We start from the raw sequence: 13459 nt of genomic DNA on the forward strand, positions 1-13459 counted from the left end.
CGCCGGGCGCCCTCCTGTTTGACTCGCCGTATGACCAGTCACGGGGGACGGCGCACGCAGGCCGAACGGGACGCGATCACCGTCGAGACCGGGTACGCGCTGTGCAGTGCGGCCTTCGCCGCGGCGGTCGTCTTCGGGGCCCTGGCCGGCCCCGCGCTGCTCTTCGACCTCCCGGACACGGCGGAGCGTCTGCTGCTGCGCACCGGGATGGTGCTCGCGCCCGTCCTCTTCGTCGCCCGGGTCGTCAGTGTGCTGGTCCGGTTCCAGTCAGCGGATCAGCCCAGCCGGCCCGGCCGCAGCAGCCCCGACTCGTAGGCGAGCACGACCAGTTGGGCCCGGTCGCGGGCGCCGAGCCTCACCATCGTGCGGCTGACGTGGGTCTTCGCGGTGAGCGGGCTGACGACGAGGCGGCGCGCGATCTCCTCGTCGGACAGGCCGATCCCGACCAGCGCCATCACCTCCCGCTCGCGCTCGGTGAGCCGGCGGCCCAGGGCGCCGGCCGCCGCCGGTTCCTTGGAGCGGGAGGCGAACTCGGAGATCAGCCGCCGCGTCACGCCCGGTGACAGCAGCGCGTCGCCCGCTGCCACCGCCCGTACGAACACCACTGCCACCGATACCGCTTCCGCCACAGCAGCAGCCCCCCGGCCACCCGCAGCACCCGTGCGAAGAGGTCCGGCTCCGCCCGCCGGCCCCACCACGCGGGCCCGTGCCGCCACCACCGCGGCGCACCGCCCCGCGCACGCTGCTCGTCCATACCGGCCACGCCAGACGCCGCCCTCCCGCAGCGGCGTCACCCCGGCGTGGTGCTCACGCGTACTCCCCGGGAAGCAGGCCCGTCCACCGGGCCGGTGGCATTACGCGGACTCGGGCGCCAGCCCCACCCCCCGGGCGAGTTGCCCCACCGCGTGCCGGAAGAACCTCTCCCGGTCCTCCACCACCCGGTGGAACTGGCCGAACAGCTCGAAGCCGACCAGTCCGTACAGCTGCGCCCAGGACGCGACGAGTGCTGTGACGACCTCCGGGGGAAGGTCCGGGGCGAGGTCGGCGGTCATCCGTTCCGCCTCCGGGCGCAGGTCGGCCGGCAGCACGGGGCGGGCAAGACCCCCGCCCTGGTGGGCATCGCGGGCGATGCCGATGAGCAGGAGGCCGACACGGGCGGCGGGCGGGACGGTGGCGTCGGGGGCGGTGTAGCCGGGAACGGGCGATCCGTAGATCAGCGCGTACTCGTGCGGGTGGTCCAGCGCCCAGCGGCGCACCGCCGCGCAGACAGTGATCCAGCGTTCGTAGGGGCCGGCCGCTTCCTCGTGGGCCGCCTCGGCGCTCTCGCCGAGGGAGTCGTAGGCGTCGATGATGAGTGCGGTCAGCAGGTCGTCACGGCTGGGGAAGTAGCGGTACAGGGCGGAGGAGACCATGCCGAGCTCGCGGGCCACGGCGCGCAGGGAGAGCCGGGCGGCGCCCTCCGCCGCGAGCTGTCTGCGGGCCTCGTCCTTGATGGCCGCGGTGACTTCGATCCTGGCCCGGGCACGGGCGCCGTGTGCGGTGCTCATGCCGGGCAGTCTCCCATGGAAGCAGAGCAGTGCACACAAACGAGAGCGGCGAACCAAAAAGAGAGCACTGCTCTTGCATGGGTGTGACGGCCTCGTGCAGACTGGCACCAGAGAGCGAGAGCAGTGCTCACAGAAGAGAGCGCCGCTTCGCCGCAACGCGAGGGGACCCCATGTCCACGCACGTCCAAAAGCCCGGCTGGTTCACCGTCAACGTCCTCAACCGCTTCGTGGCCTGGCTGACCCGCCGCGGCATCAGCGTCTGGGGCTCCCGGGTCCTCGCCGTCCGCGGCCGCAAGAGCGGCCAGTGGCGCACCACCCCGGTCAACCTGCTGCCCCTGGACGGCAAGCAGTACCTGGTCGCCCCGCGCGGCCACGTCCAGTGGACGCACAACATGCGCGCCGCGGGCGGCGGCGAGCTGCACCTCGGCAAGCGCGTGGACACCTTCACCGCGGCCGAGGTGAGCGACGACGACAAGACCCCGATCCTGCGCGCCTACCTCAAGCGCTGGAAGGCGGAGGTGGGGGTCTTCTTCAACGGAGTCGGCCCCGACTCCCCGGACGACCAGCTACGCCGCATCGCCCCCGACCACCCGGTCTTCGAGATCACTCCGACGAGCTGACCTCGCCGCCCGTCACGGGACGGCGGTCCAGTGCGGTCAGGGCCCGCTGGGCCACCGGATACGTGCGGACGATCTCGCCCAGCGACGTCGAGCCCTGCGTGATCTCCTTGAACGCCTTCCAGGCCGGGCGGAAGCTCGTCAGCGCCGCGTGGAACAGCCCGGGACGGCGCTCGAACACCGTCAGCAGCCGCTTGCCGACGCTCATCTCCACTCCGAGCCCGGCCTTGACCGCGAACGCGTAGTTGAGAGCCTGCCGGCGCGTGTCCACCGCGTCGTGCGCCTCGGCGATCCGCACCGCCCACTCCCCCGCGAGCCGGCCGGACCGCAGCGCGAACGAGATGCCTTCACGGGTCCACGGCTCCAGCAGCCCCGCGGCGTCCCCGCACACGAGCACCCGCCCGCGCGAGAGCGGCGAGTCGTCGGCGCGGCAGCGGGTCAAGTGCCCCGAGGAGATGCTCGGTTCGAAACCGGCGAGGCCCAGTCGGCCGATGAACTCCTCCAAGTACCGCTTCGTCGCGGCCCCTTCGCCACGGGCCGAGATCACCCCGACCGTCAGGGTGTCGCCCTTGGGGAAGACCCAGCCGTAACTGCCGGGCAAGGGGCCCCAGTCGATGAGCACCCGGCCCTTCCAGTCCTCGGCGACCGTCTCCGGCACCGGGATCTCCGCCTCCAGGCCGAGGTCCGCCTGGGCGACCTTGACCCCGACATGCGCCCCTATGCGGCTGGCGCTGCCGTCCGCCCCGACGACGGCCCGCGCGAGCAGGACCTCGCCGCCCTGCAGGACCACGGCGACCGTGCGCCGGTCCGGCACCGCCGAGCCGTGCTGCTCGACCCGCTGGACGGTGACTCCCGTACGCAGCTCGGCGCCCGCCTTCTGCGCGTGCTCGACGAGCTGCTGGTCGAACTCGGGCCGGTTGATCAGCCCGAACAGCATCTGCTTGGAGCGGCGCGTGCGCGTGAAGCGGCCGTTGCTCGAGAACGTCACCGCGTGCACCCGGTCCCTGAGCGGCAGCTCGAAGCCGGGCGGCAGGGCGTCGCGCGAGGGACCGATGATGCCGCCGCCGCACGTCTTGTACCGCGGCAGTTCGGCCTTCTCCAGCAACAGCACGCGTCTGCCGGCCACTGCCGCCGCGTACGCGGCCGAAGCGCCCGCGGGTCCCGCGCCCACCACGACGACGTCCCACACCTGCCGCGCGTCGTCCGCCGAAGAGTTCTCGCTGCTCACGATGGTCTACTGCTCCCGATCAAGCCGCCTGCCGCTGTCTCCCGCATCCTACGGCGGCGGTCACCGCAGGCCGCTGTGGGAGGATCGGCGACGTGGGTGGCCCCTACACGGGGCGCGCGTCCACACCACACGATCACCGCGTACCGGGAGGTACGCATCCGTACAACGTCGCACCCACGAGGAGCGTGCCCATGTCGTCGAATCCGGTCGCCGAGACCGTCGCCTCGCTGATGCCCAGGGCGAAGGAGGAACTCACCGAACTGGTGGCCTTCCAGTCGGTGGCGGACTTCGACCAGTTCCCGAGGAGCGAGAGCGAGCGCGCCGCCCGCTGGGTCGCCGACGCGCTCGCCGCCGAGGGGTTCGAGGACGTGGCCCTGCTCGACACCCCCGACGGCACGCAGTCGGTCTACGGCTTCCTGCCCGGCCCGGCGGGTGCGAAGACCGTCCTGCTCTACGCCCACTACGACGTGCAGCCGCCGCTGGACGAGGCCGCCTGGACGACCCCGCCGTTCGAGCTGACCGAGCGGGACGGGCGCTGGTACGGGCGCGGGGCCGCCGACTGCAAGGGCGGCCTGGTCATGCACCTGCTGGCACTGCGCGCGCTGAAGGCGAACGGCGGGGTCCCCGTCCATGTGAAGGTGATCGCCGAGGGCTCTGAGGAGATGGGCACGGGCGGTCTGGAGCGGTACGCCGAGGAGCACCCCGGCCTGCTGGAGGCGGACACGATCGTCATCGGCGACGCGGGCAACTTCCGTGCCGGCCTGCCGACCGTCACCTCCACCCTGCGCGGCATGACGATGGTGCGGGTGCAGGTCGACACGCTCGCGGGCAATCTGCACTCGGGCCAGTTCGGCGGTGCCGCGCCCGACGCGCTGGCCGCGCTGATCCGCGTGCTGGACTCGCTGCGCGCCGAGGACGGTTCGACGACCGTCGAGGGGCTCTCCGGGGGCGCGGCCTGGGAGGGACTGGAGTACGAGGAGGAGCAGTTCCGCCAGGACGCCAAGGTCCTGGACGGCGTGGAGCTGATCGGGTCCGGGACGGTCGCCGACCGCATCTGGGCGCGCCCCGCCGTCACGGTCATCGGCATCGACTGCCCGCCCGTGGTCGGCGCCACGCCGTCCGTGCAGGCGAGCGCCCGTGCGCTGATCAACCTGCGGGTGCCGCCGGGGGTGGACGCGGGCGCGGCGACCAAGCTGCTCCAGGCGCACCTGGAGGCGCACACGCCGTGGGGTGCGCGGGTGAGCACCGAGCAGATCGGCGAGGGCCAGCCGTTCCGCGCCGACACCACCAGCCCGGCCTACCAGGCCATGGCGGCCGCGATGGCGGTGGCCTACCCGGGGCAGGAGATGCAGTACGCGGGGCAGGGCGGCTCCATCCCGCTGTGCAACACGCTGGCCGCCCTCTATCCGCGTGCGGAGATCCTGCTGATCGGGCTGAGCGAGCCGGAGGCCCAGATCCACGCGGTGAACGAGAGCGTGTCCCCCGAGGAGCTGGAGCGGCTGTCGGTGGCGGAGGCGCTGTTCCTTCGGAACTACGCGGCGAGCTGACCGCGCTGCCCACAGCTGGCTAGTCCAGCACGATGTCCTCCTCGCGTGCGGTGACGGACGGCTCCTCGGGGAAGTGGCAGGCGGTCAGATGGCCCGAGGGGCTGCCCTCGACGCGCACCAGGGGCGGTTCCTCCAGGGCGCACTTCTCCTGTGCCTTCCAGCAGCGGGTGCGGAAGCGGCAGCCGGAGGGCGGGTCGATCGGGGAGGGCACGTCCCCGGCCAGCCGGATGCGTTCGCGCCGCTCGACGGCGTCCGGGTCGGCCTCGGGTACGGCGGACAGCAGCGCGTGGGTGTAGGGGTGCCGGGGCCGGGTGTAGAGCGACTCCCGCTCGGCGACCTCGACGATCTTGCCCAGGTACATCACGGCGACCCGCTCGGAGAAGTGCCGTACGACGGCCAGGTCGTGGGCGATGAAGAGGAAGGCGATGCCGAACTCCCGCTGGAGGTCCTGGAGCAGGTTGACGACCTGCGCCTGGATGGAGACGTCCAGCGCCGAGACGGGTTCGTCGGCCACGATCAGCTTCGGCCGCAGGGCGAGGGCGCGGGCGATACCGATGCGCTGGCGCTGGCCGCCGGAGAACTCGTTCGGGTAGCGGTTGTAGTGCTCGGGGTTGAGCCCGACGGTCTCCAGGAGTTCCTGGGCGCGCTTCTTGTGGCCCTGGGGCGGGTTGATGCCGTTGAGCCGCATCGGTGTCTCGATGATGGTGCCGACGGTGTGCCTGGGGTTCAGCGACGCGTACGGGTCCTGGAAGATCATCTGGAGGTTGCGGCGGGCCTCCCGCATCCGCGCGGGCGACTGGTGCGTGATGTCCTCGCCGTCGAACACGACGGAGCCGCCGGTGGGTTCGAGCAGCCGGGTGATCAGGCGGCCCGTGGTCGACTTGCCGCATCCGGACTCGCCGACCAGGCCCAGCGACTCACCGGGCCCGACCGCGAAGTCGATGCCGTCGACGGCTCGGACGGCGCCGATCTGCCGCTGGAAGATGATGCCCTGCCGGATCGGGAAGTGCTTCCGCAGACCGCGTACGTCGAGGAGGTTCTCGCCGGCTGGGCGGTCGGTGCTCTGCCCCGTGAGGGGCTGGGTGGTGCTCACGGCTTGCTCCCTTTCGTCCGCCGCCGTCACTGCGCGTCCCGTGCGGCTGCGGCGCCCCGGTCGTTTGGACCGGCCCCGCCGCGGATCTCCTGCTTGGCGTCGTCGCTGAGATGGCACGCGGCGAGGTGCCGTTCACTGCCGGAGACGAGACGCAGTTCGGGCCGCTGGGCCGTGCAACGGCCCTCCGAAACCCAGCCCTTGTAGGCGCAGCGGGGGTGGAAGGAGCAGCCGTCCGGCAGGTTGATCAGGCTGGGCGGGGTGCCGGGGATGGGGTCGAGCCGTTCGCCGACGTCGCCGCTGAGGTGCGGCATCGACCGCAACAGGCCCCAGGTGTAGGGGTGCTGGGGCTGTTTGAGCACGTCGCGGGTGGTGCCGTACTCGATGCGGCGGCCGCCGTACATCACCAGGATGTCGTCGGCGACGTCGGAGACCACGCCGAGGTCGTGCGTGATGATGACGACGGCGGAGCCGAACTCCTCCTGGAGGTCGCGGATCAGGTCCAGGATCTGCGCCTGGACGGTGACGTCCAGGGCGGTGGTGGGTTCGTCGGCGATCAGCAGGGCCGGGTCGCACACCAGCGACATGGCGATCATGGCGCGCTGGCGCATACCGCCGGAGAACTGGTGCGGGTAGTCCCTGACCCGGCGCTCGGGCTGCGGGATGCCGACCCGCTTCAGCATCTCCACCGCGCGGTCCTTCGCCTCCTTCTTGGAGACCTTGTGGTGCACCCGGTAGGCCTCTGCGATCTGGGAGCCGACGGTGAAGAAGGGGTGCAGCGCGGACAGCGGGTCCTGGAAGATCATGGAGACCGTGCGGCCGCGCAGGGCGCGCATCCCGGCCTCGGGCAGGGCGACGAGTTCCCTGCCCTCCAGCCAGATCTCGCCGGAGACCTGGGCACGGGTGCCCTTGTGCAGTCCGAGCAGGGCCAGTGAGGTCACCGACTTGCCGGAGCCGGACTCGCCGACGATGCCGAGGGTCCTGGCCTTCTCCAGGGTGAAGGAGACGCCGTCGACCGACTTGACGAGGCCGTCCTCGGTCGGGAAGTGCACCCTCAGATCACGTACGTCGAGGAAGGGTGCGGGCGCGGGTGTGACGTCCGCGGGCTGCGGTGAGATCTGAACGGACACGGGTGTTCCTAAGGACGAAGAAGGGCTCAGGCGAGGCGGACGCGCGGGTCGACGAGGCCGTACACCAGGTCGACGACGACGTTGGCCAGGACGACGAACGTCGCGGCGAAGAGCGTGGTGCCGAGGATGACCGGCAGGTCGGAGTTCTGGACGGAGTCGACCGCGAGCTTGCCGATGCCGTTGATGCCGAACACCGACTCGGTGATGACCGCGGAGCCGCCGATCAGGGAGCCGACGTCCATGCCGAAGATGGTGATGACCGGGGAGATGGCGGCCCGCAGTCCGTGCTTGAGGACGACGGTGGCGGCCGGCAGGCCCTTGGCACGGGCGGTGCGCATGTAGTCCTCGGCGAGGACCTCCAGCATGGAGGAGCGGGTGAGCCGGGTGTACATCGCGAGGTAGACGATGACCAGGGTGGCCCAGGGCAGGATCAGGCCCTTGAACCAGCCGGCCGGGTCCTCGGTGATCGAGGTGTAGCCGGAGGTCGGCAGGATCTGGAACGTGTCGACGAAGAGGTAGAGCAGGAGCAGACCGATGAAGTAGATCTGCACCGACACGCCGAACAGGGCCACTCCGACCGCCGCCTTGTCGGCGGCCCTGCCCCGGCGCACCGCGGCGAGAGTGCCGAGGCCGACGCCCAGGATCAGGAAGGCGAGCGCGGCACCGAGGCCGAGGGAGAGGTCCGCCGGGAAGTCCGACAGGAGGGTGGTCAGAACGGGGGTGTCGGTCTGGAAGGACACACCGAGGCAGGGCGCGCCGCAGTGGATGCGGACGCTCTGGTCGCCGAAGTCACGGCCGACGAACAACCCCTTGAGGAACTCCCAGTACTGCGTGAGATAGCTCTGGTCCAGGCCCAGCGAGTGCTTGATCTCCGCGAGGCGCGAGGGCGAGCAGGTCTTTCCGCAGGCCAGGAGTGCGGGATCGGACGGCAGCGCGAAGAAGATGAAGAAGGTGATCGTGGTGATCACCAGCATGATCACGGCCGCTGCCAGCAGGCGTCTGATGAGGTAACGAAACATGGGGTGCCGGGACCTGACGTGAGTGGGATGCCCGCCGGCGGCCCAGGCCGCCGGCGGGGTTCGGTGGAGACGGTTCCGTCAGTGCTTGATGTAGACGTGGACCAGGCTCGGCTCGGCCAGGATCGTGTCGGGGATGACCCCGCCGACCTTGGAGCCGGACATGTCGCTGAAGTTCATGTACGTCAGGGGGACCACGGCGGCGTCCTTCAGGATCTGCTCGTCCAGCCGACCGTAGGTCGCGTTGCGCTGCCCGACGTCGGTCATCTTGGCGGCCTTGTCGATCAGGGCGTTGACCTTCGGGTCGTTCAAGTAGGAAAGGTCCTGGTTCGACTGCGGGTTCTTCTTGATCAGCCGGCCGTCGAAGAGGGTGGGCAGCACGGTGGAGGCGTTGGGCCAGTCGGCGATCCAGTCGCCCCAGGTCAGGTCGTACTGGTTCTTCGTGTTGTTGACGGTGCTGAAGTAGTTCGACGCGTCGATCGGGGAGATGTTGACGTGGATGCCGATGTGCTCCAGCGCGGTCTTCACGGCGTCGGCGAAGTGCTCCTGGGTGGGAGTGTTCTCGACGGCGATCGACATGGTGGGCTTCGGATTGCCCGCCTGCTTCATCAGCGCCTTCGCCTTGGCGAGGTTCCCCGCCGGGTTGGAGCCGTACAGGTTGAACTTCTCGTAGCCGCCGATGCCGGGGCTCAGCATGGTGGTGGCGTAGTCGCCGTACGCCGAGCCGCCGAAGGCGCCCCGGACGGTGGTCTTGTCGATGGCGTACTCGATCGCCTCGCGGACGCGGATGTCCTTGACGCGAGTGGTGTTGATCGCGAGGTAGTTGATGCCGGGCGCGGGAATCTTGTAGTAACGGCTCTTCAGGGACGGGTCGTTGGCGAGCTGCGCCAGGTCGGATCCGGCGATGGGCCACTGCTGGATCGAGGTCTGGGCGGTGCCGGCGTCGGCCTTGATCTGCTGGTCGATGGCGGACTCGTCCTGGCCGAACTTGACGTCCATCTCGTCGACGTTCTGCTGCCTGATCGGGTCGGTCGACTGGGACCAGTACGTGTTCCTGGTGAGGACGAGCTCCTTGTTCTTGGTGTACGACTTGATCATGTACGGGCCGTCGGACCAGACCTTGGTGTCGTAGGTCGAGCCGGTGTCATGGGCCTTGGGCACGGCGGCCCAGCCGGTCATCGAGGTGGTCTCGTTGAAGTCGGCCACCGGCTGGTCGAGGTGGAAGACGACCGTGTACTTGTCCGGCGTCTGGATGGAGTCGAGTTCCTTGCCCTGGTACGGGCCCTTGTAGTCGGCGCCGCCGACGAGCCACTGGGCCGCGTAGGGCGGGCCGCCGTTGATGTCGGAGGAGAAGAACCGCTCGACGCCGTACTTGACATCCGGTGCGGTGACCTCGGTGCCGTCCTGGTACTTGACGCCGTGCCGCAGGTGGAAGGTCCAGACGGTGGCGCCCTCGGAGGGCGTGCCGGTGTCGGTGGCCAGGTCGCCGACCAGCTTCGGCTTCGAGCCGGTCTCGTCCCAGCCCGTGAGGTCCCGGACGATCTCCTGGTCCATGCTCGAACCCTCGGTCGTGTAGACGCGCTGGGGGTCGAGGTGGTCGAAGTCGGCCTTGTTCAGGACGGTCAGGGTGCCGCCCTTTCCGGGGGAGCCGCCGGCGCTGTTTCCGGAGGACCCTCCGCATGCGGTGGCTCCGAGGGCGATCACGACGGCGGTTGCCGTGAGAGCGACCGTGCGCGATCTGCGCGTGCTGCGCGTCATTGAGGAAACTCCGTTCTTGCTACGGGCTCGGCGGCCGTTCGTGGGACCGCCGGCCGAAACTCGGGGGGCTGGTCGGTCAGCCGCGGCGGGCGCGGGGGTCCAGGGCGTCCCGGACGCCGTCCCCGAGCAGGTTGAGCGCCAGGACCAGGAGGAGGAGCAGGACGCCGGGCACGAAGAGGTACATCGGGTCCCGAAGGAAGAACTGGGAGGCGTCCGACAGCACGGCTCCCCAGTCGGGGTTGGGCGGGATGACACCTACCCCCAGGTACGACAGCGCCGCCTCGGTGGTGATGTTCTGCGGGACGGCGAGCGCGAAGGAGATCAGGATCGGCGCCCACAGGTTGGGCAGCAGCTGCCGGAAGAGGATGTGCCGGCGGCCGGCGCTCATCAGCCGTGCCGCGTCGACGAACTCCCGCTCGCGCAGGGACAGTACCTGCCCGCGCACCAGGCGGGCGGTGTACGCCCAGGCGAAGACCGCGATGTTGAGGACCAGGACGAGCAGCCGGAGGTTCTCGTCGGTGCCGCCGTGACTGTCGGTCTGCAACGCGTTCTGCATCACCGGGGTGAGCGCGATGATGAACAGCAGCTGCGGGAACGCCAGCATCACGTCCATGATCCGGGACAGCAGGGAGTCGACCCAGCCGCCGAAGTAGCCGGCGGCGAGCCCGGCCACGACACCGACCGTGGTGGACAGTACGGCCGAGGCGAGTCCCACGTAGAGGGAGGTGCGCAGGCCGTAGACGATGCGGGCGAACAGGTCGTAGCCGGTGCCCGGTTCGACGCCGAGGAGGTGCTGGGGGCTGATGCCGCCCAGCGATCCGTAGGGGAAGTTGCCCGTGTCCGGATTGATCGCCTTGGTGTCGGGGGTGATCGGCCCCCAGCCGGTCAGTGCGGTGAGTACCGGCGCGAGGAGGGCGATCGCGATGAACAGGAGGGTGGCCGCCAGGGCGGCCGTGGTGACCTTGTCCCGCCTGATCCGCCGCCAGGCCATCCGGGCCGGTGAGCGGCCGGCGACAACCGTGCCGCCGGGTCTGGAGTCCTGCGTCGACGGCTCGGTCAGCAGCGCGGTGCCGCCGCCGGCGTCGACCGGCTGGTGTTGCGTGGTCATCGTACGGACATCCCGGATCTGCCCCTGGGGCAAGGAAATTGAGTGGCGGTCGTTGATTCCGCCGTGAGACTCTGCGGACTTTCGCAATGGCGTGCGAGCCCGGTCAAGCCGCGCAGGGGCGAGAAAAGGGATTGTTTGCGGACATGGCGAAGTGTTGGCAAGAGCGGGGAATGTGATTACCCACCGCGTGAGTGTTTGCGGGAGATTCCTTGGGAAGCGATTGACAGTGGGTCCGGTGCCGTTTCCTTTTGCTTTTCCCCAGGAATCCCCCGTGCCGGGTAAAGGGCGCGGGCAGCGAGCCCGGCGTCAGCCGACCGGGACCCCGGCTTCCAGATAGAGCGCCGCTCCGCGTTCGCGTGCCCGCAGGGCCCAGCGCAGCCGCTCGTAGCGCACCGGGGGCAGCAGGCCGGCGGCTTCCTCCTCGGTGACGAACCGCCAGGCGCGCAGCTCCGGGCCGGGCAGCAGCAGCCGCCCGGCTTCCGCGGAGTGCAGGAGACCGCCGTCGAACAGCAGGCGCAGGCCGCCGAACCCGGGGGGCGCGGGGCGCTCCCAGTCGACGACGAGCAGGCTCGGCACCTCGTCGAGGCTGATGCCGGTCTCCTCGGCGACCTCCCGCATCCCGGCCCGCGCGGGCGCCTCGCCGGGTTCGACGACACCGCCGGGGAACTCCCAGCCGGCCTTGTACGTGGGGTCGACGAGCAGCACCCGGTCCTGCTCGTCGAAGAGGAGCACTCCGGCGGCGACGGTCTCGGCCGTGGGCTCGGGCGTCTGCACGATGTCGCAGACGGGCACGGAGCCGCTGGTGACGGCCTCGGCGATCCGGACGGCCGTCTCGTACGGCGTGAGATCGCCGGTGTCGACCGGATGGGCATCGGCGGTGAGCCAGGAGGCGAGGGCGGCCCGGTACGGCTCGATGTGGTCGGAGGACCACTGGCGTATGCGTATCTCGCCGTCGGGTAGGTCCTGCGGGACCTCACGGCCCGCTATGCGCTCCCGCAGTATCGTTTCGGCCGGAGCGAGCAGGATGTGGCTGACCGGAATCCTGCGCGCGGCGAGGCCGCCGAAGATCTCGTCGCGGTACTCCTGGCGCAGCAGGGTCATGGGGACGACGAGGGTCCCGCCGAGCTCGGCGAGCATCGCGGCCGCCGTATCGATCACGAGCCGCCGCCAGATCGGCAGGTCCTGGAAGTCGCCGGCCTCGGCGAGGCGCTTGGGTGGCAGCAGGTGGGCGAGCGCGCCGCCGATGACCTCCGGGTCGAAGAGCGTGCTGTTCGGGATCAGTTCGATCAGCTCCCGTGCGGTGGTGGTCTTCCCCGCACCGAACGCGCCGTTGATCCAGACGACGGTCACAGGTCCCCCTCTTCTGTTGGCCCCCTGAGGCTTGCCCGCTCCACCCTGCCACGGAAACCAGCCGCAGTTGAGGGCGCATGACGACGGCGCCGGCGCCCCCTCACGCGGGAGCGACGGCGCCGTGGCGGCGGGGCCGTGCGGCTCGTCAGCCCTTCTTCTTCGCCTGGGCGCCGTCCTCCCGGTCCAGGGAGAGGCTGTCCTTGGCGACGGTCTCGTCGAGCGTCTTGAGGGTCTCGTCGACGCTCAGGGTGCCGAGGCTGTCCCCGAGGGCGTGGGACGGGGTGACCGCCGCGACGACGAAGCCGGTGGCGAGGGAGGCGATGGCGAGCATGCTGCGCTTCTTCATGCCCGACTCAACTGCCGGACCCGCTCCGGGGTCACGCGGCCGCGTGCGACCGGGCGAAGCGGGCGCTACGCGGAGTCGCCGTCCCGGTCGGTCGCCCACACTCCCGGCCCGCCGCCGCGCCACTCGATGAGCCCCGTGACGGCCACGTACACCTCGTCCGCGTCATCGATCCCGGCGCGCCGCAGGAACTCGGCGATGTCGAGCGGCCCGTACGCGATGCCGAGGAACTGGCCGTCCACACGGACCCGCCGGCCGCCGTCCACGGCGGGCGGGTAGACCACGACGGGTTTCACGGACGCCATGGCACCAGGGTGCGCGGGGACGGCGCCCGCCGCGCGCCGGGATGGGCCGTTCAGCCCGCTTTCCGCGTCGGCCGGAACTCGTGGACGTCGGCGGTGAGGGTGCCGTCCTGCTGCTCGTAGTGGGACAGGGCGAGGCCCAGGCCGAAGAAGGTGGGGGCCCATTCGCCGACGAAGATGCCCCAGCGGTCGGCACGGGCGATGCCGGTGCCGGATTCCATCTTCAGGGAGCCCACCCAGGCGACGACACTGAGGCCGATGGAGGCCATGCCGGCCATGTAGGCGTGCTCGCTGCGGACACCCATCTCATGCATCTTCTTGATGATCATCAGCGGCTCCGTTCCGTGGGGGATTCAGGAGACGGAGTGCCCTCGACCGGCGCCGATATTCGCCTGATTTGTACTTTATGTCTGACATGGTGGC

At 70.4% G+C, this 13459-nt stretch carries 14 protein-coding genes and 1 pseudogene; 3 read left to right on the plus strand and 12 right to left on the minus strand.

The window, feature by feature from the left end:
* The first annotated feature begins 30 nt into the window (after positions 1 to 30).
* Complete coding sequence (locus G3I77_RS31850; RefSeq protein WP_248509151.1) at positions 31 to 315, plus strand: DUF6332 family protein; 285 nt, start codon at positions 31 to 33, stop codon at positions 313 to 315.
* Here G3I77_RS31850 and G3I77_RS31855 read toward each other — a convergent pair.
* Positions 276 to 596: pseudogene (locus G3I77_RS31855) on the minus strand (response regulator transcription factor); the annotation flags it as partial. The gene G3I77_RS31850 and the pseudogene G3I77_RS31855 overlap by 40 nt on opposite strands.
* A gap of 258 nt (positions 597 to 854) precedes the next feature.
* Complete coding sequence (locus G3I77_RS31860) at positions 855 to 1547, minus strand: TetR/AcrR family transcriptional regulator (protein ID WP_248509153.1); 693 nt, start codon at positions 1545 to 1547, stop codon at positions 855 to 857.
* A 170-nt stretch (positions 1548 to 1717) separates the two neighbouring features.
* Here G3I77_RS31860 and G3I77_RS31865 point away from each other — a divergent pair, with 170 nt between their 5' ends.
* Positions 1718 to 2167: a nitroreductase family deazaflavin-dependent oxidoreductase gene (locus tag G3I77_RS31865; protein ID WP_248509155.1), complete on the plus strand. Its 450-nt coding sequence runs from the start codon at positions 1718 to 1720 to the stop codon at positions 2165 to 2167.
* Here the strand turns inward: G3I77_RS31865 and G3I77_RS31870 are convergent.
* Positions 2151 to 3392, minus strand: coding sequence for a geranylgeranyl reductase family protein (locus G3I77_RS31870; RefSeq protein WP_248509156.1), 1242 nt, complete (start codon positions 3390 to 3392; stop codon positions 2151 to 2153). The two genes, G3I77_RS31865 and G3I77_RS31870, sit on opposite strands and share 17 nt — an antisense overlap.
* Positions 3393 to 3583: 191 nt before the next feature.
* Here G3I77_RS31870 and G3I77_RS31875 point away from each other — a divergent pair, with 191 nt between their 5' ends.
* Positions 3584 to 4939 (plus strand): dipeptidase, encoded by a 1356-nt coding sequence (locus G3I77_RS31875; protein ID WP_248509157.1) that lies wholly within the window; start codon positions 3584 to 3586, stop codon positions 4937 to 4939.
* A 19-nt stretch (positions 4940 to 4958) separates the two neighbouring features.
* On the opposite strand, the gene G3I77_RS31880 is transcribed toward G3I77_RS31875, so the two are convergent.
* The 9 genes from G3I77_RS31880 to G3I77_RS31920 form a co-directional block, all read right to left on the minus strand.
* Positions 4959 to 6032 (minus strand): dipeptide ABC transporter ATP-binding protein, encoded by a 1074-nt coding sequence (locus G3I77_RS31880; protein ID WP_248509158.1) that lies wholly within the window; start codon positions 6030 to 6032, stop codon positions 4959 to 4961.
* A 26-nt stretch (positions 6033 to 6058) separates the two neighbouring features.
* Positions 6059 to 7159, minus strand: a complete 1101-nt coding sequence (locus tag G3I77_RS31885; protein WP_248509160.1) for an ABC transporter ATP-binding protein — start codon at positions 7157 to 7159, stop codon at positions 6059 to 6061.
* A gap of 26 nt (positions 7160 to 7185) precedes the next feature.
* Positions 7186 to 8178: an ABC transporter permease gene (locus tag G3I77_RS31890; protein ID WP_248509162.1), complete on the minus strand. Its 993-nt coding sequence runs from the start codon at positions 8176 to 8178 to the stop codon at positions 7186 to 7188.
* 78 nt (positions 8179 to 8256) lie between these two features.
* Entirely contained in the window at positions 8257 to 9933 is a 1677-nt protein-coding gene (locus G3I77_RS31895; protein WP_248509163.1) for an ABC transporter substrate-binding protein, read from the minus strand.
* A gap of 76 nt (positions 9934 to 10009) precedes the next feature.
* Positions 10010 to 11041, minus strand: coding sequence for an ABC transporter permease (locus G3I77_RS31900; RefSeq protein WP_248509164.1), 1032 nt, complete (start codon positions 11039 to 11041; stop codon positions 10010 to 10012).
* Positions 11042 to 11347: 306 nt separating this feature from the next.
* Positions 11348 to 12391, minus strand: a complete 1044-nt coding sequence (locus tag G3I77_RS31905) for an NUDIX hydrolase (protein WP_248509165.1) — start codon at positions 12389 to 12391, stop codon at positions 11348 to 11350.
* Positions 12392 to 12536: 145 nt separating this feature from the next.
* The gene (locus tag G3I77_RS31910) at positions 12537 to 12737 is read right to left on the minus strand and encodes a hypothetical protein (RefSeq protein WP_248509168.1); all 201 of its coding nucleotides are present in this window, start codon (positions 12735 to 12737) and stop codon (positions 12537 to 12539) included.
* A gap of 65 nt (positions 12738 to 12802) precedes the next feature.
* Complete coding sequence (locus G3I77_RS31915; protein WP_248509170.1) at positions 12803 to 13039, minus strand: hypothetical protein; 237 nt, start codon at positions 13037 to 13039, stop codon at positions 12803 to 12805.
* A 50-nt stretch (positions 13040 to 13089) separates the two neighbouring features.
* Positions 13090 to 13365, minus strand: coding sequence for a hypothetical protein (locus tag G3I77_RS31920; RefSeq protein WP_248509172.1), 276 nt, complete (start codon positions 13363 to 13365; stop codon positions 13090 to 13092).
* Positions 13366 to 13459 lie beyond the last annotated feature (94 nt).

The organism is Streptomyces sp. D2-8, from assembly GCF_023184515.1.
Lineage (GTDB): Bacteria > Actinomycetota > Actinomycetes > Streptomycetales > Streptomycetaceae > Streptomyces.

Bases quoted from the DNA above. Each gene is read 5' to 3' on its own strand.
- G3I77_RS31850 (WP_248509151.1), top strand. From the start codon at position 31: ATGACCAGTCACGGGGGACGGCGCACGCAGGCCGAACGGGACGCGATC.
- G3I77_RS31860 (WP_248509153.1), bottom strand. From the start codon at position 1,547: ATGAGCACCGCACACGGCGCCCGTGCCCGGGCCAGGATCGAAGTCACC.
- G3I77_RS31865 (WP_248509155.1), top strand. From the start codon at position 1,718: ATGTCCACGCACGTCCAAAAGCCCGGCTGGTTCACCGTCAACGTCCTC.
- G3I77_RS31875 (WP_248509157.1), top strand. From the start codon at position 3,584: ATGTCGTCGAATCCGGTCGCCGAGACCGTCGCCTCGCTGATGCCCAGG.
- G3I77_RS31890 (WP_248509162.1), bottom strand. From the start codon at position 8,178: ATGTTTCGTTACCTCATCAGACGCCTGCTGGCAGCGGCCGTGATCATG.
- G3I77_RS31895 (WP_248509163.1), bottom strand. From the start codon at position 9,933: ATGACGCGCAGCACGCGCAGATCGCGCACGGTCGCTCTCACGGCAACC.
- G3I77_RS31900 (WP_248509164.1), bottom strand. From the start codon at position 11,041: ATGACCACGCAACACCAGCCGGTCGACGCCGGCGGCGGCACCGCGCTG.
- G3I77_RS31910 (WP_248509168.1), bottom strand. From the start codon at position 12,737: ATGAAGAAGCGCAGCATGCTCGCCATCGCCTCCCTCGCCACCGGCTTC.
- G3I77_RS31915 (WP_248509170.1), bottom strand. From the start codon at position 13,039: ATGGCGTCCGTGAAACCCGTCGTGGTCTACCCGCCCGCCGTGGACGGC.
- G3I77_RS31920 (WP_248509172.1), bottom strand. From the start codon at position 13,365: ATGATCATCAAGAAGATGCATGAGATGGGTGTCCGCAGCGAGCACGCC.